The organism is Angelakisella massiliensis (genome assembly GCF_900104675.1).
Classification (GTDB): domain Bacteria; phylum Bacillota; class Clostridia; order Oscillospirales; family Ruminococcaceae; genus Angelakisella; species Angelakisella massiliensis.
In genome coordinates, this window is sequence record NZ_LT629945.1 from 2,447,177 (window position 1) to 2,471,808 (window position 24,632).

Consider the following 24,632-nt stretch of genomic DNA (forward strand, 5'->3'; position numbering starts at 1 on the left):
CCCCTGTGGATGATTTCCCTGCCCTTCCGCGGCGGAAAGGAGCTGCCATGTTCGTCGATCTTCATCTTCATTCCTGCTTCTCTGACGGCACCCAGACGCCGGAACAGATTGCTGCTGTGGCCAAGGCCCGGGGCTTTTCCCTCATCGCCTTGGCGGACCACAACACCTGTGCCGGATATCCCGCCCTTCGGGAGGCCTGCGGCCTGCTGGGGGTGGATTGCCTGCCGGGTATGGAGCTGGACTGCCGGTATGACCGGTATGAGATCCATATTCTCGCTTACGGCTTTCGTATGGAAGAGCCCTTGCTGGCGCTGGCCGGGCAGTGCCGTCATCTGCTGCTGGAAATGAGCCGTGATCTGGTGCTCCGGATGGAAAAGGACCATCCTACCCTCTCCCTGGAAGAATATGATGCCTGGGATTATGATCCCACCCTGGGCGGCTGGAAAGGTCTGCACTATCTGCTCCGCAAGGGTGTGACCCAGGAGCTCACCGAGGGGATGGCGCTGTACGCCGCTTATGGGTGTGATTACACCGATTATCCCTTCCTTTCGGCAGAAGAGGTTTGCCGGGTGATCCGGCAGGCGGGGGGAATACCAGTGCTGGCCCATCCCTGCAACTGGTTTGACGCTGGGGACCAGGAAGGTCTGCGGACACATCTGGATCGTCTGGTGGAAGCGGGAATCGGAGGAATCGAGTGTTATTATCCCGCCAACTCTCCGGAAATGACCCGTTTTTGCCGGGATTACTGTCAGCGGAAAGGGTTGCTGATCACCGCCGGCAGCGACGCCCATGGAGACTTTCAAAAGCGGCTCCACGGGGTGGAATATTACATTGGCGCAGTGCGGGTGGAACGCTCCCAGGTGGCGCTTCATCCCCTGCAAACTGAAAACAGCGAAGGAGAATTATAACTGATGAAACTTGGTATTATGTGCGCTTCCCAAAACGAGCTTCGGCCCCTGACCGGAAAACTGGAAAATTCCTCCGTATCCTCCTATCTGGGGCGGGAATTTTTCAGCGGCAGTTACCATGGTGTTGATACTGTGGTGGTAATGGGCGGTGTGGGCAAGGTCAACGCCGCCGTCACCGTCCAGACCCTGATCCAGTGCTATGGAGTGGACACCATCATCTTTATCGGCGTGGCGGGAGGCATGGACGACAGCCTCTCCATCGGGGATGTGATCATCGGCACTCAGCTGCTTTATCACGATCTGCCCATGGAGCTGGTCAATAACAACGATATGTTCCCCGATATGCCCCGGGACTGCTTCTCTTCCGATCCTGCACTGGTGGAACTTTGCCGCGGTCTGGGAGCCAACCTGCGCTTTGGCAAAATCGTTACCGGTGACGCTTTTATCACCGGAGACGGACGGCATGAGATCATCGAAAAACACCATCCCCTGTGTGTGGATATGGAAAGCGCGGCAGCGGCACAGGTCTGCTGGTTCTTTCACACTCCCCTGCTGGTTATCCGTTCCCTGTCTGATTTCGCAGACGATGAAGCTGCCGATACCTACGAAGAGAATGTGCGGGGCAGTGTGGCCTCCGCTGCCCAGGTGCTGGATGACGTGGTGCGCAAGCTGGGTGAAAAAAGCTGAGACTTCTGGAACAAGTAACCGGAACGGGGGACACAGGCATGGAGGAAGGAATTTTTATTCTCACAGAGGATCGGGCGGGGGAATACCGCTTCCGCTTCCAGCTGCGAAACGGACAGATTCTGGGCTCCAGTGAGGGCTACGCTTCCAAGGCCGGCTGCCGCCGGGGCGTGGAAAGTGTGCGCCGCAACGCCTCCAAGGCCGATATTGTGGAGGAGGGCTATGGCCGCTGTCCCAAGTTTGAGTTGTTCAGTGACCGGAGTGGAAAGTTCCGTTTTCGGCTGCTGGCTTCCAATGGAGAAGCTATTCTGGCCAGCGACGCTTACAGCGATGTGAAACAGGCGGAAGAAGCCTGCCGGAAAGTGCAGTATCTGGCCATATCATCCCCTGTGGAGGACCATAGTGTATAGGCATTAACCTTTACACACCCTTTGGTGCAAACAAAAAGGACCGGAAAATTTCAGCAGTATTGCCGAAATCTTCGGTCCTTTTCTTTTTATGTCTCCCGCTTTTTATTGGATCTGATGAAGCGTGCTCGGCCAGTCCCTTCAAACAGAGAGCTCATTTCTGCCCATTGGGACCCTTTCCAATTTTCCTGTGGTCAGGTTTGAGTTCATTCCTCAGCCTGAAAATCCAAATTCAGCTTTTGACGGATGATCTCTACCTGCTCCTCTTTCAGCTGCACATCTGTACGCAATAACAGCAGACATTTGGGATACCGGATCATCATCTCCCTTCCCCCATCAGACCAGGCTCTTTGGGCGCCCCACAGGGTCGCCAGATCCTCCCGCTCTGTGGTTCCGGGCTGCTCCCATTCAAGCTGGTCATTTCGTTCCTGCCATTCTGCGGTCAGGCGGTCCAGCGGATCGGACCAGAGAGAACGGTACACGGTATAGCTTAAATCCCAGGTTTCTTCTCCAGCCAAAGAGGCATAAGAATCCTGATCTCCTTCCAGCTTGGAAAAGACAGGGGATGAGCTTTGATCCAAACGGTAAGAGTAGATGTCCTTATCAACTTCATATCCCAAGTCCTCCAGCGTCAGAGGCAGCTGGTCACGGTACAGGGTAAAGGTCATAGTGTGGCCATTATTGGTGACGGTGTAAGGGATACTCCCGGCTTCCTGTCTGGCCTCAATGGAGGAAATCCCCCACCACACCAGAGCGGAGATGGCAGCAAACATCACCAGCAACTGAAAAATCATCACAAGAATCAGATTTCTTTTTGCGGAAACGCCGGTTCTTTTCAGCTTTTTCCGCAGAAGGAATCCCAACCCCATGGATAACAGGATAACACCCATAGAGGGCAGCATGATCCAGCGGTTTTCCTGTTTCAGTACCCACCATAGAGTAAACAGCACCGCTGCGGCGGAACAAACCATCATCCAACAAGCCATCATTTTTCTCAGCCGGTAGTTTCCCTGAGGACACCGCCCTCCTGCCTCTACCGCCCTTTTGGCAGACCGGTACCATAACGCGGTATCCACCATTACAAAAAGAAGATAGATCAGCAGCATCAGCCACAAAACCGATGAAGCCAGCAGCGGTCCATTGGAAAGATATTGGTCCGGTGACTGACAGTACAACCATCCAAAGCTGGCCCACTGGATCAAAATCAGCACCACTATCAGACTGTAATTGCGGAAAACCAATTTTTTAAGACCTTCCCAGCTGTTTTCCAGCTTTACCCTCTCGTCGCTTTCAATGGGAACAGGGTTTTCCCGGTCGCTGACAAAAATCTCGTTTTTATTCCAATTACAGACGTATTCCCATCCTGCGGCGCGGCAATAATCCCGGTAGGTCTGCTGCTCTTCCGTAGGGCCTGGAGAAAAATCTGAAGCATCCCGGTTATAAACCACTGTGTAGTGCCTGCGGGCGGGTTCCTCTTGGCGGTATGTCCAGAAAAAACTGCCGGTCTCCTCCAGTATCCAGCCTTTTTCCGCCATCCGGGACAGATGTTGGGAAATGGTTTCAAAATCATTGAACTGAAACAGCTCAACCTGTCTTTTTTTCATCGCTCCTGCTCCCCCTTTCTTCGGTAGATCCGCTTAAAGTCCTCCAACTGCCGCACCAGACGGCGGACCTCCTCCTCCAGCATCTCCCGTCCTGTTTCCGTAAGGATATAACTGCGTTTGCGGCCTTCGCTGCGGGTCTGGCGGATCATCCCCTCCTGTAAAAAGCGGTCCAGCAGCGTATACAGGGTTCCGGGGCCCACCTGAACCCTCCCGCCGCTCATCTGCTGTACCCGTTCCATGATGTCCACTCCGCAGCACTCCTCCTCCAGTGCCAGGAGGATGTAAAACATCTGCTCGGTCAGGGTCTGAAATTTTTCTCTTGCCATGGGAGCACCCTCTTTCCCGGGAAATATCGAATATCAATATCGATGATAGATATATTATAACCTCGATATTCGATATTGTCAATTGTCAGCGGTCTTTCTTCCCTGTACAGGTGTGCTGCATTCAAACAGACGGGCGGGATCATCCTTTCCGGAGAAAATCCTTATCTTATGGTCAAAGGAAACTTTTATTTTTTCCTGAATTTTCCCATAACGGGTCCGAAATTTCCAATATTCCCTGCTCCTTTGCCCAACTTATTCCATAACACTTTGTCCATTTTGTTGGCTTTCTTCATTTTTCCCGTATCTTTTTACCTGCTGCGTCATAGAATAGAAGATACGCCGACTAAAAACGGTCCATACAGATTTTTGAATTCCGGCCGCCTTCCTTAGGGATGGAAAGCTGGAAGAAAGGAGTTATAGAATGGAACGCTCTTATTATCAACACCTGCAAAACAATGATGATCCTTATGCCGCCGGTTATCCCGGTATGGGGATGGAAGAAAACCGCTGGTTTTCCGTTCAGGGGGATGTGGACGACTTTATCTTCTATGAGCCCGATCCTTTTGATGATTTCCCCCGGGGCTACCAGGGACACAGTCTCCGATAATGATGCTGTTTTCGGCAGTCCCGCTTTATTCTCTGAAAAAAATGGTCTCCTTGCAGCAGTTTATTTTGCTCACCATAAGGGCTGAAAAAGGCCGGAACCCTTGAATCCATGGGATTCAGCTGGTTCCAGCCTTTCTTTTTTGATCGTTATCCTTTGCTTCTATGTTTTTTTACTTCCTGACGTAAAGCCGGGGTACGCGGGGGGCAATGGCGCAGACGCATTCATAGGAGATGGTATCTGCCAGCTGAGCCAACTGATCAAAAGTGATGGTTTCTTCCCCATCCTGGCCCACCAGCACCACCTGGTCTCCCATTTTCACTGGAGGAAGACCGGTAACATCCACCATCATCTGGTCCATACATACCCGGCCAACCACCGGAGCGGGGCAGCCATGAATCAGCACCTTCCCCCGGCCACCCAGTATACGGGCATAACCATCGGCATAGCCTACAGGGATGGTGGCAATCTGTCTGGGCTCTTGCGCCGTGAAGCGGCGTCCATAGCTGATGGTGTCTCCCGGCAGCACCGTTTTGACCATCGCCACCGTGGAATGTAGAGACAGAATGGGCCGCAGCTGCGGTACAGAGCGGGCCATTTCTCTGGACGGTGACAACCCATACTGGGCGATTCCTTCCCGAACCATATCCATCGCCATTTCCGGAAAACGCAGAGAAGCGGCGGAATTGGCGCAATGGCGCAGCCCAAGAGAAAATCCCGCCTTCTCCAAACGGGCACAGGCCTGCCGGAAACGATGAAACTGCTCTCTGGTAAAGGCTTCCTGCTCCCCTCCCAGCTCATCAGCCACAGCAAAATGAGTAAAGGTACCTGTCAGCTCCAAATGCGGACCCAATGCGGCGCGAACCTGCTCCTCCAGATCTTCCCTGCGGGCGTCAAAGCCCAGACGGTTCATGCCGGAATCGATCTTCAAATGGCACTTGACATGGATTCCCAATCCCGCGGCCGCTTCCTCCAGCGCCTGTCCATATTCCACGGAAAACAGCGCCTGGGTCAGATCATATTCATCCAGAGCAATGGTATAAGCCACCGGAGTATAACCCAGAATCAAAATGGGACGGGTGATACCTCCCTCTCTCAGAGACATCCCTTCCTGGACGGTAGCCACACCAAACCAATCCGCTCCCAGCCGCTCCAGTTCCCGGGCCACCGGAACATCTCCATGGCCATAGGCGTTTGCCTTGACCACCGCCATATACAGACTGCCCTCCCGGCGGAGGGTGCGATAATTATCTCCAAGGGTGTCCAGATCCACCTCTGCCCAGATCCTTCTCTCCAGCTTCAAGTCGTTTCCTCCTTTTCCCGTGTCCGGTAAATGTCCCTTTTCACGGTTGGATTCCTTCCATAGTATATTGCAATTTCCCGGTATTTACAACACCCATTTCCTATACTATAATAAAAGCCTGTGAAAATCAGCGAAAAACCAGTCTTTTCACCTGCCGTTTTGTTCGCTGTTTCTTTGTACTTTCCGGCCTGATGGCCACTGAAAGGCGGTATCTTTTTGACTGCTTCTTCTCCTCTTTCTCCCAAACGGGTCCATATGATGGACGAGCTCCGGGGCGTTCTCATTCTGCTGGTAGCGCTGTACCACCTTCTTTATGATCTGGCGGTGCTGTTCCCTGTAGGAATCCCCTGGATGTTTGACCCATGGATGAATAACCTGCGCAACCTCTGCACCGGTACGCTCATTTTTATCTCCGGCATCTCCTGCCTTTACAGCCGCAGCAACCTCCGCCGGGGCCTTAAAACCTTCCTGTGGGGCATGGCGCTGACAGTGGGGACCTTCCTTGTAATGCCCAGTCAGCTGATTCTTTTTGGTATTCTCCACTTTTTCGGTGTGTCCATGATGCTCTATCCCCTGCTTCGCCCCCTTCTGGATAAAATCCCTACCGGTATCGGTATGTGGAGCTGTGTGGCGTTATACTTCCTCACCTTTCATGTTTATAGCGGTGTGTTCGGACTGCCTGCTCTGGGGCTTTCCGTCCCCATGCCGGATTTTCTCTACGGCCATCCCCTGCTGTTCTTTGTGGGATTTCCCGCAGAGGGCCTTTCCTCCGCAGACTATTATCCCCTGATTCCCTGGATCTTCCTGTTTCTGGCGGGGACCTTCTGTGGGCGGTGGCTGCGGGCAGGAAAATTCCCCGACTTTGTCTATCAGTCCCATAACCCCCAGTTGGCTTTTATCGGCCGCCACACCTTATTGATTTATCTGGTCCATCAGCCCCTGTTTTACGGCCTGCTGACGCTGATCTTCTTTCTGGTGAGCGGCAGATGAAGTCCTCTACCCTGTCATTTCAAAAAACAACCGCGCGGGTTCCAGCGTCAAAGTCATGGAATCCACGCGGTTTTTCTTTTTTTAAAAGCTTTTACAGCTTTTCCTTTTCTTTGCGCAGCCGGCAGTGATAAGCAGGATCATCCGCCGCCGCTTTTGTGACATATTCAAGATTTCCTGCCTGGATCATCTGTTTCAACCGCAGCCACACCCAGGTATCCCCAATGCCCAATGGATACTTTCCAAGCACTGTGCCAACCAACCGGGCCGCCATAAACTCCTTTGGCTGTTTCTCCAACTCCCGCAGAATAAAGGAATCATACAAAGTTTCAGGCATACTTACCAAGCGGCCATTCAGCAGTGCCCGCAAAGGGGCGTTTTCCTGCTGAAGAATCCGCCACCGATTCCCCATACCCCGAGCCAGGTTCACTGGCAGCTTTTTTCCCAGGGCTGTCATTTCTCCCCATCGGTGAGGTTCCATCTCTCCCCAGCCTGAGTATTGCTGTACTGTACCGTCTGGCTGCTCCTCAAAATCCGGCAGCCGCACCAGCGTAAGTTTCAGGTTTTCAAAGCCGATAGGACGCAGCTGTTCCATGAGCCAATATAATCCGCAAATCTCGTCAGGATTGTTGCCGCTCCAAATCCGTACCGGCTCTCCCCCGGCAGCTCTTTGCCGCAATATTTCCAGACTTTTGCGGCTGCTTTCCAGCATCTCCTGTGCGGCCTGTTCTCCTTGGGGATAGTGGTCCATCAGCATTCGGAGGGCCGCTTCCCGCTTTGGCCCAATCCCCTCCTCATTGATTTCCCCTACGCTCAGGGCGCAGGAAAAGCAGATAATATCCTTCCGGCTCCCCTCCAGTGGAATGGCCCGCTCCCAGTTTTTCCGTTCCCGCTCCTGGGCCTGCCGCTCCATCTCCTGTATCTCCTCCGGCGAAGGTTTGGGACCATCGCCCGCTACAACAACGCTGACCACACCGCCGATATCTTTTCCTTTTCCCATCGCAACGGCCATACTGCCTGCGGCGCTGTCGCTGAATACAACTTCCAGCATCCGTCCTCTTCCTCTCCATCTTTTTTCTATCAATCACTGATTTTCCGTCTGCTTTCTGTTTGTTATTATAGCAAGTCCCGCGGAGGGATTCAATTTCAGCAGGACGGTATTGTCTGAGCCATACTTTTCTTTACCAGTTGTCTCCGATGAAAAGGTGAGAGCTGTTTTGAGACAATCAAATGTCCCAACGATTCTCCCCTGCATTCCCCTTGTTTTCAAAAGGTTTGCGTCAGCCGGGCAGCAGGCAGTTTCAGAGCAACCGCAAATTCAAAACCCAAACTGTCCCCTCATCCAAGTGCAGCATAAAACTTCCTGCGCTCCACCCTTTTCCAGTGTTTGGGCTCCCTATTTATTGAAAGTATAGATACTTTGGAAGCAAATCATGGACCAATGATGAACAGCTGTGAATCAATTGTAAATTATCATAAATATCATTGACAATATTATTTTTTTAAAATATTATATATGCAGCATAAATAATATAAAAATAAAGAAAGGATGAACAGGTTTGGAGATCATCCGCTTCAAAAACACCATTTGGGACGAGCTTCGGCTGGTCAATGAAAAAATGGAACGGGTATTCCGGGACAGCACTGATCCCTGCGGTCTGACCCTGATGCAGCTTCGGCTGCTGGTGGAAATTGCCGAACATCCCAATACCACTGTAGGCTCTCTCAGCAAAACCATGTCCATGGCCGGTGCCAATTGTTCGGTCATGTGCAAGCGTTTGGAAAAATGCGGCCTGATTGAGCGGTTCCGAAGCCCAGAAGATGAACGGGTGGTACAGATGCGTTTGACCGAGGCAGGCAGTAATGCTGTAGAAGAAACTACCAGGAGCTTGCGTCAACGCTATGAGCCCATTATCCATCAAGAACCTCGGGAAAACATCAATGCTATCCTTGACGGTCTGAGCCGTCTGAACGATTTGCTGGTTCGTATGGAGGAAGCCTCCTGCAGCGATTCCACAAACACATCCATTCCAACAAAGGAGTGACATTTTATGCACGAAGAAAAAAGTCCCCGCAAACCCTTGCTATACTACTATTGCATTACATTATTGGTACTGATGCTCCTCAACGCCCTGGTATTCCCCTCCCTCATGGGCAACCGTGTAACGCCGGTGGATTACAACACTTTTCTCAATGAACTGGATGCCGGTCATGTGACCCAGGTTACACAGGACGGGGAGGAATTATTGTTTGTCACCGAGGTGGATGGCAAAGAGCATATTTACTCCACTGCCTGGGATGACCCTGATTTGACAGAACGGCTTCGGGCTCAGGAAAACATCAGCTTTGGCAAAATCGTTCCCAAAGAAAACTCCCCGTTGCTCAGCTTCATCCTCACCTGGATCTTCCCCATGATCCTCTTTATCGGCATCGGCCAGCTGCTGATGCGGCAGATGCAGAAAAGAATGGGCGGCGGCCCCAATGCCATGACCTTCGGCAAGGCCAACGCCAAAATTTATGTGGCTGCCCAGACAGGCAAAACCTTTGCCGATGTGGCCGGTGAAGATGAAGCCAAAGAAGCTTTGTCAGAGATCGTGGATTTTCTCCACAACCCGGAGAAATACGCCCGCATCGGCGCTTCCCTTCCCAAAGGCGCGCTGCTGGTAGGCCCTCCCGGAACCGGTAAGACCCTGCTGGCCAAAGCTGTGGCCGGTGAAGCCAATGTTCCCTTCTTCTCCATTTCCGGTTCCGAGTTTGTGGAAATGTTTGTGGGTATGGGCGCGGCCAAGGTTCGGGATCTGTTCAAGCAGGCCAACGAAAAGGCTCCCTGTATCGTCTTTATCGATGAGATCGACACCATCGGCAAAAAGCGTGACGGCGGCGGCGTAGGCGGCAACGATGAGCGGGAGCAGACCCTCAACCAGCTGCTTACCGAGATGGACGGCTTTGACGGACGCAAGGGCGTGGTGATTCTGGCAGCCACCAACCGTCCCGAGAGCCTCGACCCTGCACTGCTGCGTCCCGGACGTTTTGACCGCCGGGTACCTGTAGAGCTGCCTGATCTGGCGGGACGGGAAGCGGTGCTGAAAGTCCACGCCAAGGACGTCCAAATGGAACCTGACATCGACTTCAACGCCATTGCCCGTGCAACCTCCGGCGCTTCCGGCGCGGAGCTGGCCAATATCGTCAACGAAGCCGCCCTGCGGGCTGTCCGTATGGGACGGGACAAGGTAAGCCAGAGTGATCTGGAGGAGAGCGTGGAGGTGGTCATCGCCGGTTACCAGCGCAAGAGCGCCGTTATCTCTCCCAAGGAGAAGGAGATCGTTGCTTACCATGAGATCGGTCACGCCCTGGTTGCGGCCAAGCAGACCAACTCCGCTCCTGTCCACAAGATCACCATCATCCCCCGTACTTCCGGCGCTTTGGGATACACCATGCAGGTGGAAGAAGGGGAAAAGGTGCTGATGACCCGTGAGGAGGCGTTCAATAAGATCGCTACCCTCACCGGCGGCCGCGCGGCGGAAGAGCTGGTGTTTGGAACCTTTACCTCCGGCGCTTCCAATGATATCGAGCAGGCCACCCGCATCGCCCGTTCCATGGTCACCCGCCTGGGTATGAGCAAAAACTTTGATATGATGGGCCTGGAAACAATTCAAAACCAGTATCTTGGGGGAGACGCTTCTCTCACCTGCTCTCCTGAAACCGCCGCCAAGATCGACGACGAGGTTCTGGAACTGATCAAGTCCGCCCACACCAAGGCTATAGAAATTCTTCAGAACAATCAGGCAAAGCTTCATGAATTGGCGGCTTATCTGTTGGAAAAGGAAACCATCACCGGCGAAGAATTCATGAACATCCTGGAGAAGGAATAAGCTTGATCAAAATAATCCTCTTCTGCCATCAGCGGACCATATCACATCTCCGCTCGATCCCCCATGGCGCAAAGAGGATGAAACAAGGTCACTTGATTGTCTTTGGTCTTTCGTGTTGCATTTAGTATCGGACGTTTGACTGACTGCGGCCCGGCCCTGAGCCGGGCCGCCTGAATCAAATGGACTTTTTTCTCCTTATTGAGAATATTCTTCGCTTGTGAAAGGACGGCTTTACACCCATGAATACCCGTACCAATGATTTGGGAAGGGACCCTGTCCATCCCCTGCTGCTTCGTTTGGCCCTTCCCTCTATTCTTGCGCAGCTGGTCAATATGCTTTATAATATCGTGGACCGCATTTACATCGGTCACATTCCCGGAGTGGGGGCCGCGGCCCTTACCGGTGTCGGCGTTACCATGCCGGTCATCCTGCTGATCACCGCTTTCAGCTCCCTCATCGGCATGGGCGGCGCCCCCAGAGCCGCCATCAAAATGGGACAGCAGGACAACGACGGCGCAGAGCGGGTACTGGGCACCTGCTTTACCACACTACTGGGAATTTCTGTTGTTCTGACAGTCTTTTTTCTCGCCTTCGGACGGCCTCTGCTGATGGCCTTCGGCGCCAGTGAAAGCACTATCGACTACGCTGTGGCATACATGAATATTTATGTCTGCGGCACCATTTTCGTTCAGATGGCTCTGGGGCTGAACACCTTCATTTCCACCCAGGGACTGACCCGGATCAGCATGATGACCGTTGTCATCGGCGCTATCATCAATATTGTTCTGGACCCTGTTTTTATCTTCCTGTTTGGCATGGGGGTGGAAGGTGCTGCTCTGGCCACCATCCTTTCTCAGGCGGTGTCCGCTGTATGGGTATTAAAGTTCCTCTCCAGCTCCAAATCCTCCCTGCGGCTGCGGAAAAAATATCTCCGGCCGGACCCCAAAATTCTGGGGGCCGTATTGGCTTTGGGTGTTTCTCCTTTCATTATGCAGTCCACCGAAAGCCTGCTGAATTTGGTTTTCAACACCTCCCTGCAGTGGTACGGCGGCGATCTGGCTGTAGGTTCCATGACCATTCTGGCCAGTATGATGCAGTTTATGATGCTGCCCCTGATGGGGCTTACCCAAGGTACTCAGCCCATTATCAGCTATAATTACGGCGCGCAGAACAACGGCCGCGTCCGTCAGGCTTTCAGCCTGCTTCTTCGCTACGCCATCGGTTATACCGTCTTTTTCTGGGTGCTGATATTGGCCGTTCCACAGCTGTTCGTCTCCATGTTCACCTCTGATCCCCAGCTGGTGGAATATGCCTCCTGGGCGATGCGGATCTATTTGGGGGCCAGCTGTATCATGGGCGCGCAAATCGCCTGCCAGCAAACCTTTATCGCCGTTGGGCAGGCGAAAAGCTCTTTGTTCCTGGCGCTGCTGCGGAAAGTCATTCTTCTCATTCCGCTCATTCTCATTCTGCCCTTTTTCTTTGAAAACAAGGTCATGGCCGTCTTTCTGGCTGAGCCCGTGGCAGACCTGATGGCCACCACTGTCACCGTGATCATGTTCACCATCCAGTTCAGAAAAATCCTGGCTAAAAATGAACCACACTCCAAGGAGGAACCTGTATGATGCAACGGATGCTTATCCGCTTCCAACAGTTTATGGCCGGCCGTCACGGCTTGGATCAGCTCACTGTGGCGCTGCTGTGCGTCAGCCTTTTTTCAAACCTGATGCTGGGCCTGACCCGCTGGATCTGGTGGTATCCTCTGGAACTGGCGGCGCTGGCGCTGGCAGTGTTCCGCACCCTTTCCCGCAACCATCCAAAGCGCTGGGCGGAAAATCAAAAATTTCTCTCCCTTTGGAATCCCTTCCGCCAGAAATGCCGGCGGCTTTGGATCGATCTGAAGCAGAAAACCCTCTCCTTCTCCGCTTCCATGGAAGACAAACGAACCCATCGTCATTTTCAGTGCCCCCAATGCGGCCAAAAAATCCGGGTTCCAAAGGGCCGGGGAAAAATCATTATCACCTGCCCCCGGTGCCGTCATGAATTCCAAAAAAAGACCTGATTATCAAAATGCGCCCATTTTTCTCTGTTTCCACAGGGAAATGGGCGCTTAAACGATTGATCAGCCTGCTTTGGAAAGCCTAAAATTCCCTCCGGCCAGAAAAACATCCAAATTTAGCCAGCTTTGTCAGGACAAATACTCCACACAGACTTTATCCATAGAAAACAAAAGGAATCACATCCGCCGGATTGTTGTTTTCAGAATTGAACAGCATCAGTCAAAACAGCCGCGGACATTTTGGAGCGAACCGAAATGCCGCTGTTGGGGCGATGAATTCCAATGGTCAAATCCCTTTAGCAAACACCGACTGTGTTTCCCTTTTCCCCCGATTTCAGCAGCATAAGCAGCGCCCGCCCCCCTCCCGGAAAAGGGAGAAGGACGGGCGTTTTTCATACAAAATTTCTCTTTACAGGGAGGCGTCCTCGATGAGCACTTCCATGACGCCTCCGCACACCATTCCCTCATCCTCGGCAGAACCGGTCAAATCCACCTCATAGATCTTCCAGCCCCCTGTACCAATGAGGTCCAAGGCTTCCCGAATCACACCGGCTTCCGCGCAGCCGCCGCCGATGCTGCCCACTGTGCTCCCCCAGGGAGTGATGAGCATCTTTGCCCCCGCGCCTCTGGGGACAGACCCCTGGGAGGAAAGGATAGTGGCCATGGCCATGGGACCACGGTCCTCCTTGGCCAGCTCATCCAGTACCTCCTGGTCAAAATCAGAGCGGTTGACCACCTGACGGTGCCGCTCCGGCTGGTCGCTGCCCAGGCGTCGGAAGCAGATCAGCTGTGCCATAATGGAAACCGCGATCTCTTCCGGTGTCACAGCGCCAATGGACAAACCAATGGGGGTGCATACCCGGGCCAGACGGTCCTCCCGTATCCCTTCCTTGGCCAGCAGCTCCTTAACAGCAGCCACCCGGCGGCGGGAACCGATCATCCCGATGTATCCCGGCTCTTCCCCCTGGAGAATCATCCGCAGGCAGGCGGTATCATGACGATGACCCCGGGTGACGATCACCACATAGTCAAAGGCATTGAGCCGCAGGGCCGGGATCACTTCCTCAAAGCTGCCGCAGCATACCTTTTGGGCAGCGGGAAACCGTCCTTCATTGGCAAAGGACGGACGGTCATCCACCACAACGATGGAAAAGCCCAATTTACTGCCAAACTCCACCAAGGGCAGCGCAATATGCCCTCCACCCAGAATCACCAGACGGGATTCCGGAGAAAAGGGCTCCACCACGGTCAGATTCTCCCCTTCCCGAACAAAGGAAGGAATCCCCTTGGCGTAAGCCTGAGTCAACAACTGTTCCCAGGTATCGCCGTCTTCCTCCAGCAGTTCCTTGCAGACCCCCGCAGCGGTATAGGTGCTGAGCAAACCGATTTTTCGATTTGCTTTGAGCGTAGCCGCCAATTTCTGATAGATGTTTTCCATCCTCTGCTCCTTTCTCCCGGAACCTTTTTTTGATGCAGCCATAGGATATGGTAGTACTTTCATTTTATCACGGAGAACGCTCCGGGAAAGGAGGACTTTATGGAATACGCTCCCGTTATCAGTCTCCCCGCCGCCTGCATCCTGCTGGCAGTGGTGATGCTGGGCTTTGCCATATGGGGATTATTTTTATGGCTGCGTACCCGCCGATAGGCCCATACCTTCTGATTATTGTTCGCCGCCGTTTGAAACCGGCTTTTGGCGATGGGCTACATAGTCCAGCACCGCCCGCTTGAGGGTCAGCTCTCCCATAATGGCACAGTGAATATGCTCCTGGTCCAGCTTGCCGTCATCGGACAGCTCCTTTTCCAAATCTTCCCTGCTTATAGTATAAGCCGCCATCACCGGTTTGTCCAGCGCCAGTTTTGCCGCCAACGCGGCGCTGGCCACCACCGGAGCGCAGGCCCCCTCACTGATGGTAAAACCGGCGTCCACTACCATTTGCCGGGGATTGACCTGGAGATAAATACGCATCACATCGCCGCAATGGGGTTCCACAGTCTCCCCAAAGCCGTTATATTCCGCCGGCACTCTGGCCAAGGTTTGATCCGAAGCCAATTCCAGCACCTTTTCCCTGTTGGTTGCCATATCAATACACTCCTGTTCTTTTTACCGGAAGGACTTTCCCGGCAGGCAGCTGTCTTTGCGGCTGCTTCCCGGGGAGGTCCTTCCTCTTTAAAGGACCGCTGCACCGGCTTATCCTTTTGATGGACTTCCCCGTTTCACCGTATCCAGACAAGCACCTCAAAACCCACTCTGTATAAGGATATCAACTTTTAATGGTTTTTGAAAGCAGATTTCAGAAGTCAAGATTTTTCTTATCCGGCCCCGGCATTCCGCCGCCGGTCAGCCTGCAAACTTTCCGACGGCGGATATCTCAAAAACGAGAAGAAATGAAGACAAAAACTTACAGCTCCAGAGAGCGGCGGATCATAACCTTTGCCATGTCGATCTTGTAGGCATTGCGCTCCAGAGGAATCGCGCCCTCCAGCGCCAGTTCCGCAGCCTTGGCAGCGGTTTCTGCGTCGGGCTTTTTGCCGATGAGGTACTGTTCCGCCTTGGTGGCCCGCATGGGAACAGGGGCCACGGCGCCCATGGTGATACGGGCGTCGGTGATTACACCATTCTCCACCGTATACAGAGAGGCAATGGCCAGAATGGCGAAATCAATGGACTTCCGGGTACGGTACTTATCATACTTGGCTACAGTACCGGGAGCCACAGGGGGAACGATCAGCTCCAGCACCACTTCGCCCTTCCGCAGCACCTTGCTGACCTTGGTATCAGCAGCCAGCAGCTGCGCGGCGGTGAGGGTCCGCTGGCTGGTGCGGATGATGGCGTCATAGGTCAGCAGCATATTGGCGATATCGCTGGGGTTGACCGCCAAGCAGCCGCAGTTGAAGCAGCGGGCCGCTTCCGCCTTGGCCTCGGGAGCGGTGAGGCCGGCCATATCTTCCTTATCCATCGCCCGCTCTTCCGGAGGCAGAAGCTGCTGCTTCTGAGCCTGACGGCAGGTGTGGCAGACGCTGTCAAAGGTCGCAAGGGCCTTCCGGGGACGTGCTTTCTCCACCTTTTCCACTTCCAGCTCAGGGCCGCCGCAATACTGGTTGATGGACAAAGCAGTAGCCTTACCGGCAGCCACAGCCTTGACCACGGTTGCGGGACCAGTGGTGACGTCGCCGCCGGCGAAAATGCCGGGAACGCTGGTGCTGTTGCCTTCAGCGGCTTTGATCCGGCCCCGTTCTGTCTCCACCTTGTAAGCGCCATCCAGGAAGGACAGGTCCGCCCGCTGGCCGATAGCCATCAGAATGATGTCGGCATCCAGCTCCATGACGTTATCCTCATCGTAGACAGGATTGAAGCGACCGGTATCATCCAGAACACGGGGACAGGATTTGAACTGGATTCCCCGAACCTTGCCTTCCCCATCCTTCAGGATCGCCTTGGGGCCCCAGCCGTTGATGATCTCCACCTGTTCTTCCAGAGCACGGTCGATCTCCTCCTGGTTGGCGGGCATTCCCTCCCGGGATTCCAGGCAGACCATCTTGACGCTTTCAGAGCCCAGACGGCGGGCGGTGATAGCCACGTCCATGGCCACATTGCCGCCGCCCACGACCACAACTTTGGAACCGGGCTTGTCCAGAATGTAGGAGTTGACGTCAATGAGGAATTCCAGACCGAAGCGGGTCATTTCCTCTCCCGCCAGGCCGATGAGAGGCCGCTTCCAGGTACCGGTATCCAGCATTACGCTGTCATGCTGGCGATAGATCTCCTCCAGGGTAATATCCTCGCCCACATGGGTGGAGCAGCGGAACACAATACCCATGGCTTCCAGGGCGGAAATGAACTTCTTGACAATATCCTTGGGCAGACGATAGGCAGGAATGGCGTAGGTAAGGCAGCCGCCGGGCTCCTTCTGCCGCTCATAGACAGTGACGCTGTAGCCGCTCTGCCGCAGATAATAGGCGGTGGTCAGTCCAGCGGGACCGGAACCGACAATAGCGATCTTCTTGCCGTTTTCCTGTTCGGGGGCCTTCATGTATTCATCGCTGTGCTCCAGGATATGGTCACCCAGAAACCGCTCCACCGAACCTACATTGAGGCTCTCGTCATAGGTGCTGCGGTTGCAGCCCTCCATGCAGAAATGGGCGCAGACACGGCTGGTAATGGCGGGCATGGGGTTGACCTCCAGGATCACCCGGGCCGCGCCGTCAATATTCCCTTCCCGGATCATCTCCATATAAGCGGAGATATCGGTATGGGCGGGGCATTCCATGGTGCAGGGTGTCTGGCAGACCTTGGCCGCACCAAAGATGGAGTGGTAACGATTTTCACCCATCATGGCGGAGCAGAGATGGCCTTCCTTCCGGGCACAGTTGATCCGTCCGCCTACGCTGTTGGGATAGCGGTAATACCAGCAACGGATGTCCTGGCAGATGTTGCCGCCGATGGTGGCATGGGTACGGATATTGGGGCTGGCCACAGAGTAAGCAGCATCAGCCAGGGCGTTCCAACCCTCTTTTACCACAGGGGAGGAAGCGATCTCATCCAAAGTGGTCATAGCGCCGATATGCAGGCCGTCCGCTTCCTTGCGGATAAAGCGGAGACCGGGAACATTCCGCATGCTTACCACCTTGTCGGGATAGGTGGGCAGCAGATGCTCCTTGAGAACCCCCAGCAGGTCGGTTCCTCCCGCCTCCAGGACGGCGTTTTCGGATTGCAGAATCCGGGAAACCTCAGAGACAGACTCCGGGGCGGTATAGTGGAAGTGTTTCATCGTTTATTTGCCCTCCTTCTCTTTGAGCGCCGCCAGGATCTTGGCGGGGGTAAAGGGATAGCTGTTGAGCTTGATGCCGCAGGCATTGTAAATGGCCAGGCGGATGGCGGGGCCGCCGGGAGCCAGCAGCGGTTCGCCGACACCGAAGGCACCGAAAGGATATTCGGTATCCCGGCCCTTGTTGGATTCCAGAATGATGTGGTCATGGGGTACCACATCGTTGAAGGTGCGGACCTTGTAGTCGATGTTGCTGGGATTGAGAACGCGGTAATCATTGGGGTCCCAAACGGTTTCTTCCATGCAGGCGATATCCACACCGGCGAAGAAGGACTGCACCTGATTGCGCAGCGGCAGCGGATTGACGATCACACCGGCATCGGAGCCGCCGAAATGATCAATGATCTTGAAGGTGCCCATCTCCTTATCCACCTCTACCTCCACAAATTGCAGATGGTAGATGGTGCTGTTGTGGACGCCGTCAAAGTGGCCGCAGCCGGTGACACTGTCCACCTTGCCCATCAGGCGGGGGAAGAGGGTGTATTTTTCCTCGGGATTGGACAGGCGATAAACATAACCATCCCGGAAACCGCAGTCATCCTTGGGGATGCCGATCTTTTCCTCAGCCAGGGTGAAGATCTTGTCCAAAGCGTCCTCACAGGCCCTCTTGACGGCAATACCGCCGCAGTAGGTGGAACGGGAACCGGTGGAACCGAAGTCCGGCGGGGTGACGCCGGTATCGGAGGGACTCAGACGAACCGCATCCAGGGGAACGTTCAGGGTTTCCGCCGCAACCTTCAGCTGAATATCACGGGTACCGGCGCCAAACTCTGCCATACAGGTGGAAACATATACCGCGCCCAGACCGGTGATGGTGACGTTGGCATTGGAGGGCTTGCCGCCGGTATCAGAATGTCCCGCGGCTGCGACGCCCACACCTCTGGCCCGCTTTCCGTCGGCAGATACCCAGGTGGGAACTCCCCAGCCCTTCCACCGCTCGGACCAGTGGAATGCCTTGGCAGTCTCAGTGACCAGATTGCTCCAGTCGGCGGCCATGTTGTTCTGCCAGAAGTGAGGACCCGCCATTGCGTTGTGGTACCGCTCTCCCAGCTTCATGGCATTCTTTTCAAAATATGTTACAGGATCGATGTCCAGCTTTTCACAGGCTTCAAAGATGGCCTGGGTCAGCAGAGCGGTGGATTCCATGTAGCCGTAGCCCCGGAAGGAGCCGGAAGGGATATGGTTGGTGACCACCACATCGGCATCAAACTTCTTGTTGTTGGTTTTGCAGAGGATAGGCAGGGTGTTGGTGCCTACCGCCAGCATAAACTCCTGGGTGGAGGCACAGCAGCCGGCATCGGCGTACTGGCGCATCTCAATGGCGCTGGCCAGGCCGTCCTTTTTCATGCCGAACTTGATGTGGGCCTTGGTGCTCATCCGGTTCTGGTGGGCGGCAAAGTGCTCTTCCTTGGTGTAGCCGTACAGCACCGGGCAGCGTGCCGCTTTCGCCATGATGGCGGCGTAAACCAACACCTGAACGTTGCCGCTGTACAGCTTGGAGCCGAAGGAACCGCCTACCGCCGGAGCAATGAGACGGACACATTCATAGGGAATATCCAGGGAGGAAGCCACATTCTGGTGGCAGTAAGCAGGTGCCGCGGCGGAAGCGATGAGGGTAACGGTCTCCCCTTCCCAGCTGGCGATGATGATAGGAGCTTCCACCGGCAGCGGATTCTGGCCGTTGTCCATAGCGGCATCCACTTCCACCACCACGTCGGATTCTGCAAAGCCCTTTTCGATATCTCCCACCTCGAAGTTCAGGTTGTTCTTGTGGGGGGCAATGTTGCCGGGGAACTCCGGGTACAGCTGAGGAGCATCCGGGGCCAGGGCTTCATCAATGGTGAATACAGGCTTGAGCACCTCATACTCCACCTTGATCAGCTCCAGGGCCTCCATGGCAATGTCCTCGGTCACTGCCACTACCAGCGCCACGGCATCGCCAATGTAACGGACATACTCATCCATAATGTGATAGTGCTTCGGAGGAGTAAAACCATTGGTGATGTAAATGTTCCGGTCCACATCCTTCCAGGTGACCACAGCAGTCACGCCGGGAAGCTTTTTGGCCGCTTCCACATCAATGCTGATGATTCTGGCAAAGGGATGGGGGCTGCGGAGGATCTTTCCATACTGCATTCCGGGCAGCTTGAAGTCTCCGGTATATTTGGCCCGGCCGGTGACGATCTGTTCGCCCAGCAGACGGTGGCTCTCTTTACCGATATGTCTGAATTCGTTGTTCATTTGCCATTCCTCCTCTGCTCCACATAGGCCATAATGGATTCCACCGCGGTATAATGGGTGCCGCAGCGGCAATAGTTGCCAGCCAGGGCTTCCCGCACCTCTTCCTCCGTGGGGTCAGGATTGTGATCCAGCAGCGCCTGGGCGGTCATAATGATGCCGGGAATGCAGAAGCCGCACTGATAACCGCAGTTGTCCAGAAACGCCTGCTGCAATCCGCTCAGCTCTCCGGTGGCAGCGTCCGCCAGGCCTTCAATGGTGGTAATGTCTCCCCCATCGCAGTCCATGGTAAGGGTCATGCAGGAGGTGATGGGCTTACCGTTCATAATCACGGTGCAGCAACCGCAAGCGCCCTGGTTGCAGCCTATTTTCAGGCCGGTGAAGCCCAGACGGTCCCGCAGGGTGTCCGCCAGGGTCTCGCTCTCCGGCATATCGGTCAAACCGTCTCCTACGCTCAGTTCGTAGGTCCTGCCGTTGACCCGCAGCGAGATGATTCTTTGGAGTCTCTCTTTCATGGAATGGTTACCCGCCTTTCTTGGTCATAAAATCTGCCTCTTTGGGAGGACGTTCATGGTCCGGGGCCCTGACAAAAGCCGGGTCCCGGACACACAGTTTTAAAAGATGGAAAGCACTGATCAGTCTTTCTGTATCAGCGCGCTGAACACCACCGCCAGCACCAGGCATCCCAGGAAGGTATACCAGATGAGGCTGTAATTGCCGGTGGCGTCGATGACCGCGCCCACAATAGCGGGCTGAATCATACTGGAGGTTTGGAAGATCAGGTTCTGAGTGGATACTGCGGTGGCGCTGTACCGGTCACCAGCCCGCTGCATCGCCAGGGTGGTGAAGTGGGTGGATGGCAGATAAGAGAAGGCGCCATAGATGATACCAACCAGAATCAGGCCGGTGTAACCTCTCTGGAAGGAGAACAGCAGCGTCAGCACACCCATTCCGGTCAGGGAGAACAGCAGGAAGCTCTTGTGGTTCATCTTCATTTTCTGTGCCAAAGAACCGGAAACGCAGGAACCGATAATGCCTGCCACAGAATAACAGGTGATGATCAAACCGCCCTCCGCTTTGGTGAAGCCCAGGGTTCCGGCATATGTATTGGCCCAGGTGGCAAAGCCCACGGAAACGAACATGAACATAAATCCGCCGATGCCCAGCAGCAGCTGTTCTTTATCGGTGAAGAAGACCTTCAGTCCCTCCAGCATTCCCGCTTTGGCGGGGCCGCCGGCAGGAGCGGACGCCTTGGGCGCAGGCTTGACAAACAGCAGCAGGCACAGCACTACCACCACCGCCACCAGGCTTACCGCCAGGAAGGTGTTGCGCCAGCCCAAAGCAGCGTTCAGCGGAGCGCCCAGGGAGTTGGCCAGGGTGATGCCGATGGGAGGAGAGGCAAGCAGGATACCCATGGCGGAAGCCCGCTCCCGGGGAGCGAAGTTCAGCGCCACTACCTTGGAGCAGCTGGCCATAACGCAGCCGCTGCTGACGCCGGTGACAATACGGAAGAAGAGTCCCGCCTCATAGCCGGTGATCGTGGACATCAGCGCTGTCATTACGCCGCCCAGCAAGGTGCACACGATCAGAATCACCTTGGGCTGGAGCTTGTCCGCCATGATGCCGCCGGGAATTTGGGTGATGAGATATCCGGCAAAGAAAGCGGACATATACAGTCCTGCCTGTACCGCCGTGATGCCGAATTCCGCTGTGACATCGGACATCAGGGGGCTCCAGATATACCTGCTGACAAAGGTGAAGGTAAATGCGAGGGTGACCGCCAGCAGCGCCAACCACTTGTTGCCTGTCCGCTGGACCTGTGCGTTTTCCGCCATGACAATTTCTCCTTTCAGCTTGCGCGGATCAAATTTACTATACAAACCGCACTTTGTATAGTAAATATTATCATCACTTTGTTATTGTGTCAACAAATAATGACAAAAATAAATCAATCACATCAGTTTTTCTACCTATATTCCTATTTTTATTTCATTTTATTTTTTAAAATTAGATATTAACACGAATTTTATCTAAAATAACACAATTATACAAAACCATATTTGTATAATAAAACTGAAAGGTCCTGGATTCCCAAACAGATTTTCGGCCATAACCTCCTCAGCATATTTCTGATTTCTTTTCTCCCCTCCCGCAAAGTGTGCAAGCTCCATCCCAGTAAGATATCCGGAACAATACAGGGCTTTAAAAAATATTTTTCCAGATACTTTCATATGGGGGAAGCAAAGGCAGATTCTATTCTTCAAACACGTTATCTTTTCACATCAGCGGGGATTTTTCCTTTGGGGCGTTTCTCTTTTTCAAAAAATGTGGTAAAATTTGTGCGGAACTATTTAAAAATGGTTACTTTGTCTTTTTATTCCAAGAAAGCAGAAAGCAAAATCTTAAAACAAAAGCTCTGACGCAGAGAGGATATTGATGTGAGCACAAGTCGCGAAAAACACACCAACCTGAAAGAAGAAATTCTGAATATCGCTCAGTCTATGTTCAGGGACTATGGATACGACGGCACCACTTTCCAAAAAATCGCTGATCAGCTGGGTATTACCAAAGGCGCCATCACCTATCATTTTAAAAACAAGCACCTGATCATGGCGCACTTTTTCGATCTGTATTTTCAGTCTTTGCGGGATTTCATCGACTCCTACCCCGATGATTACCGCAATGTCTATTGGCGGTACTGCGTCATGTATATCTACGCCTATCGCACCATTATGAAAAACCCCAGGAACCAAAGTCTCTTTTTCCATCAGGATCAGATGTCACTGTGGGAATCTTCCAAGGTACCCACAGTGGCGGAAATCTATCGGGCCATCGCCAAAGACTTCCATAAGACTTTTACTGAAGAAGAACTGTTGGTTTCTACCTATATGGACCTGGGAGCACGGCGCCGCCTTTATCGGGAATACGTCAACAATAACCAGCTTTTACCCATTGATAAATTCTGCTATTATCATATTTATCTCATGGGGCTGCTGGCCCGGCTGGATCTGGCTACGGTGGAGGAAAACATCGGCTTCGCCTTTGCCTTTGCCAACAGCCATTATCCGCCCACCATTCCCCTGCTGGAATAACAGGACCTATCTGAACGAAAGGCGGTTATCATATGAAGGAAGCATGGTGGAAAGAAGCGGTCGTATACCAAATCTATCCCCGCAGTTTTATGGACACAAACGGAGACGGTGTGGGAGACCTGAGAGGCATCCTGGAAAAGCTGGACTACCTGGTGGAACTGGGAGTGGACGTGGTTTGGCTCTGTCCCATCTATCCTTCCCCCAACGATGACAACGGATATGACATCAGCGATTATCAGGGGATCATGGCTGAATTCGGCACCATGGAGGACTTTGACCTGCTGCTGTCTGAGATGCACCGCCGGGGCCTGAAGCTGATGATGGATCTGGTGGTCAACCATACCAGTGATGAGCATCCCTGGTTTCAGGCTGCTCTCCGGGATCCCAAAGGGCCTTACCGGGACTACTATTTCTTCCGGGACGGCAGAGAGGACGATCCACCCAATAACTGGGGAAGCTTTTTCGGCTTTTCCGCCTGGGAACGGGAGCCGGGCGGAGAACAATATTACCTGCACCTGTTTACAAAAAAGCAGCCGGACCTCAATTGGGAGAATCCCGCTGTCCGGGAGGAGGTCTGCCGGCTGGCGGAATTTTGGGCCAAAAAAGGGATCGACGGTTTCCGCATGGACGTCATCAACCTTATTTCCAAAACCCCAGGCCTGCCGGATCTTCCCGGTCTGAAGGAAGGGGAAATAAAGGTCCCCCATCTGTATTGCGCCAACGGGCCCCAAGTCCATGAGTATCTGCGGGAGCTGAACCGACGGGTTCTGACCCCATACAGCCTGATGACTGTGGGAGAAATGATCGCCGTTGACCCTCAAAAGGCCCGGCTGTACACCCATGAGGACCGGGAAGAACTGAATATGGTCTTTACCTTTGAGCACATGGACCTGGACGCGGTGGGCGGGGACAAATGGAAGCTGCGTCCCTGGCGTCTGGACGAAATGAAAGAGGTCTTTGGCCGGTGGCAGCGGGAACTGGCGGAGGGCTGCTGGAACAGCCTCTATCTCAACAACCACGATCAGCCCCGGATGGTCAGCCGTTACGGTGATGACGGTCCATATCGGGTAGAAAGCGCCAAAATGCTGGCTACCTTCCTCCACACCCTCCAGGGCACCCCTTATATTTATCAGGGGGAGGAACTGGGGATGACCAACATCCGCCTGGAGCATATTGAGGATTACCGGGATGTGGAGATCCTCAACCACTACAAAGAGGCGGTGGAGGTATTCGGTCAGAACCCCAATGAGGTGATGGAGGCCATCTATACCAAAGGACGGGACAACGCCCGCACCCCCATGCAGTGGAGCGACCAGCCCAATGCCGGCTTTACCACCGGCACCCCCTGGCTGGCGGTCAACCCCAACTATACCGTCATCAATGCCGAGGCCGCCCGAAAGGATCCGGACAGCATTTTCCACTATTACCGCCGCCTTCTTGCCCTGAGAAAACAGTACAAAGTGATGGTTTACGGCGATTATTCCCCGGTTTGTGAGGAGCATCCCGCTGTCTGGGCCTACCTCCGCCGATATCAGGAAGAGGCGCTGGCAATAGTGCTCAACTTCTTTGGTACCCCGGCGGAAATTCAGCTGCCGGAAGGAACCATCCCTCAGGAAAGTACGGTGCTCATCAGCAACTACAAGGATTTTCCCTCCCCTTCAGATCACTTGTCTCTGCGGCCCTATGAAGCGGTAGTCTATCATTTCCACCTGTGAAAGGAGA

Annotated in this window: 22 protein-coding genes; 12 read left to right on the forward strand and 10 right to left on the reverse strand. The window is 53.9% G+C overall.

Annotated elements, in window-relative coordinates:
* Window positions 1–47: 47 nt before the first annotated feature.
* From BQ5383_RS17045 to BQ5383_RS17055, 3 genes are read left to right on the forward strand one after another with little or no spacing between them, the layout of a single operon-like run.
* On the forward strand, window positions 48–908 hold the full coding sequence (locus BQ5383_RS17045) for a PHP domain-containing protein (RefSeq protein WP_071433999.1): 861 nt from the start codon (window positions 48–50) through the stop codon (window positions 906–908).
* A gap of 3 nt (window positions 909–911) precedes the next feature.
* On the forward strand, window positions 912–1,595 hold the full coding sequence (locus BQ5383_RS17050; RefSeq protein ID WP_071434001.1) for a 5'-methylthioadenosine/adenosylhomocysteine nucleosidase: 684 nt from the start codon (window positions 912–914) through the stop codon (window positions 1,593–1,595).
* 38 nt (window positions 1,596–1,633) lie between these two features.
* Window positions 1,634–2,002, forward strand: coding sequence for a YegP family protein (locus BQ5383_RS17055; protein ID WP_071434003.1), 369 nt, complete (start codon window positions 1,634–1,636; stop codon window positions 2,000–2,002).
* Window positions 2,003–2,205: 203 nt separating this feature from the next.
* Here the strand turns inward: BQ5383_RS17055 and BQ5383_RS17060 are convergent, their stop codons facing one another.
* Together BQ5383_RS17060 and BQ5383_RS17065 are read right to left on the reverse strand one after the other, a co-directional pair.
* Complete coding sequence (locus BQ5383_RS17060; protein WP_071434005.1) at window positions 2,206–3,603, reverse strand: DUF2812 domain-containing protein; 1,398 nt, start codon at window positions 3,601–3,603, stop codon at window positions 2,206–2,208.
* Window positions 3,600–3,929 carry a PadR family transcriptional regulator gene (locus BQ5383_RS17065; protein ID WP_071434007.1) on the reverse strand — a complete coding sequence of 110 codons (330 nt, stop codon included), beginning with the start codon at window positions 3,927–3,929 and terminating at the stop codon, window positions 3,600–3,602. The genes BQ5383_RS17060 and BQ5383_RS17065 overlap by 4 nt, the downstream gene beginning before the upstream one ends.
* 421 nt (window positions 3,930–4,350) lie before the next feature.
* Between BQ5383_RS17065 and BQ5383_RS17070 the strand changes: the two genes are divergently transcribed.
* Window positions 4,351–4,536: a hypothetical protein gene (locus tag BQ5383_RS17070; protein ID WP_071434009.1), complete on the forward strand. Its 186-nt coding sequence runs from the start codon at window positions 4,351–4,353 to the stop codon at window positions 4,534–4,536.
* Window positions 4,537–4,705: 169 nt separating this feature from the next.
* On the opposite strand, the gene alr is transcribed toward BQ5383_RS17070, so the two are convergent.
* On the reverse strand, window positions 4,706–5,836 hold the full coding sequence (gene alr, locus BQ5383_RS17075; protein WP_076944498.1) for an alanine racemase: 1,131 nt from the start codon (window positions 5,834–5,836) through the stop codon (window positions 4,706–4,708).
* Window positions 5,837–6,052: 216 nt separating this feature from the next.
* Between alr and BQ5383_RS17080 the strand changes: the two genes are divergently transcribed.
* Window positions 6,053–6,826: a heparan-alpha-glucosaminide N-acetyltransferase gene (locus BQ5383_RS17080; protein WP_083390042.1), complete on the forward strand. Its 774-nt coding sequence runs from the start codon at window positions 6,053–6,055 to the stop codon at window positions 6,824–6,826.
* Between the two features lie 91 nt (window positions 6,827–6,917).
* Here BQ5383_RS17080 and BQ5383_RS17085 read toward each other — a convergent pair whose 3' ends face one another.
* Entirely contained in the window at window positions 6,918–7,874 is a 957-nt protein-coding gene (locus BQ5383_RS17085; protein ID WP_071434011.1) for a DUF3658 domain-containing protein, read from the reverse strand.
* A gap of 508 nt (window positions 7,875–8,382) precedes the next feature.
* Between BQ5383_RS17085 and BQ5383_RS17090 the strand changes: the two genes are divergently transcribed.
* From BQ5383_RS17090 to BQ5383_RS17105, 4 genes are all read left to right on the forward strand, one after another.
* A complete protein-coding gene (locus tag BQ5383_RS17090) occupies window positions 8,383–8,868 on the forward strand; it encodes a MarR family winged helix-turn-helix transcriptional regulator (protein WP_071434012.1) in 486 nt (161 codons plus the stop codon).
* 6 nt (window positions 8,869–8,874) lie between these two features.
* Window positions 8,875–10,695 (forward strand): ATP-dependent zinc metalloprotease FtsH, encoded by a 1,821-nt coding sequence (ftsH, locus tag BQ5383_RS17095; RefSeq protein ID WP_071434014.1) that lies wholly within the window; start codon window positions 8,875–8,877, stop codon window positions 10,693–10,695.
* A gap of 239 nt (window positions 10,696–10,934) precedes the next feature.
* A complete protein-coding gene (locus BQ5383_RS17100) occupies window positions 10,935–12,317 on the forward strand; it encodes an MATE family efflux transporter (protein ID WP_071434016.1) in 1,383 nt (460 codons plus the stop codon).
* Window positions 12,314–12,754 carry a hypothetical protein gene (locus BQ5383_RS17105; RefSeq protein ID WP_083390043.1) on the forward strand — a complete coding sequence of 147 codons (441 nt, stop codon included), beginning with the start codon at window positions 12,314–12,316 and terminating at the stop codon, window positions 12,752–12,754. The genes BQ5383_RS17100 and BQ5383_RS17105 overlap by 4 nt, the downstream gene beginning before the upstream one ends.
* A gap of 406 nt (window positions 12,755–13,160) precedes the next feature.
* Here the strand turns inward: BQ5383_RS17105 and BQ5383_RS17110 are convergent, their stop codons facing one another.
* Window positions 13,161–14,189 (reverse strand): XdhC family protein, encoded by a 1,029-nt coding sequence (locus BQ5383_RS17110; RefSeq protein WP_071434018.1) that lies wholly within the window; start codon window positions 14,187–14,189, stop codon window positions 13,161–13,163.
* 99 nt (window positions 14,190–14,288) lie between these two features.
* Here BQ5383_RS17110 and BQ5383_RS21805 point away from each other — a divergent pair, with 99 nt between their 5' ends.
* Entirely contained in the window at window positions 14,289–14,399 is a 111-nt protein-coding gene (locus BQ5383_RS21805) for a DUF4448 domain-containing protein (protein WP_172724655.1), read from the forward strand.
* A 15-nt stretch (window positions 14,400–14,414) separates the two neighbouring features.
* Here BQ5383_RS21805 and BQ5383_RS17115 read toward each other — a convergent pair whose 3' ends face one another.
* The 5 genes from BQ5383_RS17115 to BQ5383_RS17135 form a co-directional block, all read right to left on the reverse strand.
* The gene (locus tag BQ5383_RS17115; protein ID WP_071434020.1) at window positions 14,415–14,834 is read right to left on the reverse strand and encodes an iron-sulfur cluster assembly scaffold protein; all 420 of its coding nucleotides are present in this window, start codon (window positions 14,832–14,834) and stop codon (window positions 14,415–14,417) included.
* A 319-nt stretch (window positions 14,835–15,153) separates the two neighbouring features.
* Complete coding sequence (locus tag BQ5383_RS17120; protein ID WP_071434022.1) at window positions 15,154–17,523, reverse strand: FAD-dependent oxidoreductase; 2,370 nt, start codon at window positions 17,521–17,523, stop codon at window positions 15,154–15,156.
* 3 nt (window positions 17,524–17,526) lie between these two features.
* The gene (locus BQ5383_RS17125) at window positions 17,527–19,821 is read right to left on the reverse strand and encodes a xanthine dehydrogenase family protein molybdopterin-binding subunit (RefSeq protein WP_071434025.1); all 2,295 of its coding nucleotides are present in this window, start codon (window positions 19,819–19,821) and stop codon (window positions 17,527–17,529) included.
* Window positions 19,818–20,333: a (2Fe-2S)-binding protein gene (locus tag BQ5383_RS17130; RefSeq protein ID WP_071434027.1), complete on the reverse strand. Its 516-nt coding sequence runs from the start codon at window positions 20,331–20,333 to the stop codon at window positions 19,818–19,820. Before BQ5383_RS17130 ends, BQ5383_RS17125 begins: the two co-directional genes overlap by 4 nt.
* A gap of 120 nt (window positions 20,334–20,453) precedes the next feature.
* A complete protein-coding gene (locus tag BQ5383_RS17135; protein WP_071434029.1) occupies window positions 20,454–21,653 on the reverse strand; it encodes an MFS transporter in 1,200 nt (399 codons plus the stop codon).
* 603 nt (window positions 21,654–22,256) lie between these two features.
* Between BQ5383_RS17135 and BQ5383_RS17145 the strand changes: the two genes are divergently transcribed.
* Window positions 22,257–22,910: a TetR/AcrR family transcriptional regulator gene (locus tag BQ5383_RS17145; protein ID WP_071434033.1), complete on the forward strand. Its 654-nt coding sequence runs from the start codon at window positions 22,257–22,259 to the stop codon at window positions 22,908–22,910.
* Between the two features lie 32 nt (window positions 22,911–22,942).
* Window positions 22,943–24,625: a glycoside hydrolase family 13 protein gene (locus BQ5383_RS17150; RefSeq protein ID WP_071434035.1), complete on the forward strand. Its 1,683-nt coding sequence runs from the start codon at window positions 22,943–22,945 to the stop codon at window positions 24,623–24,625.
* Window positions 24,626–24,632: the final 7 nt, after the last annotated feature.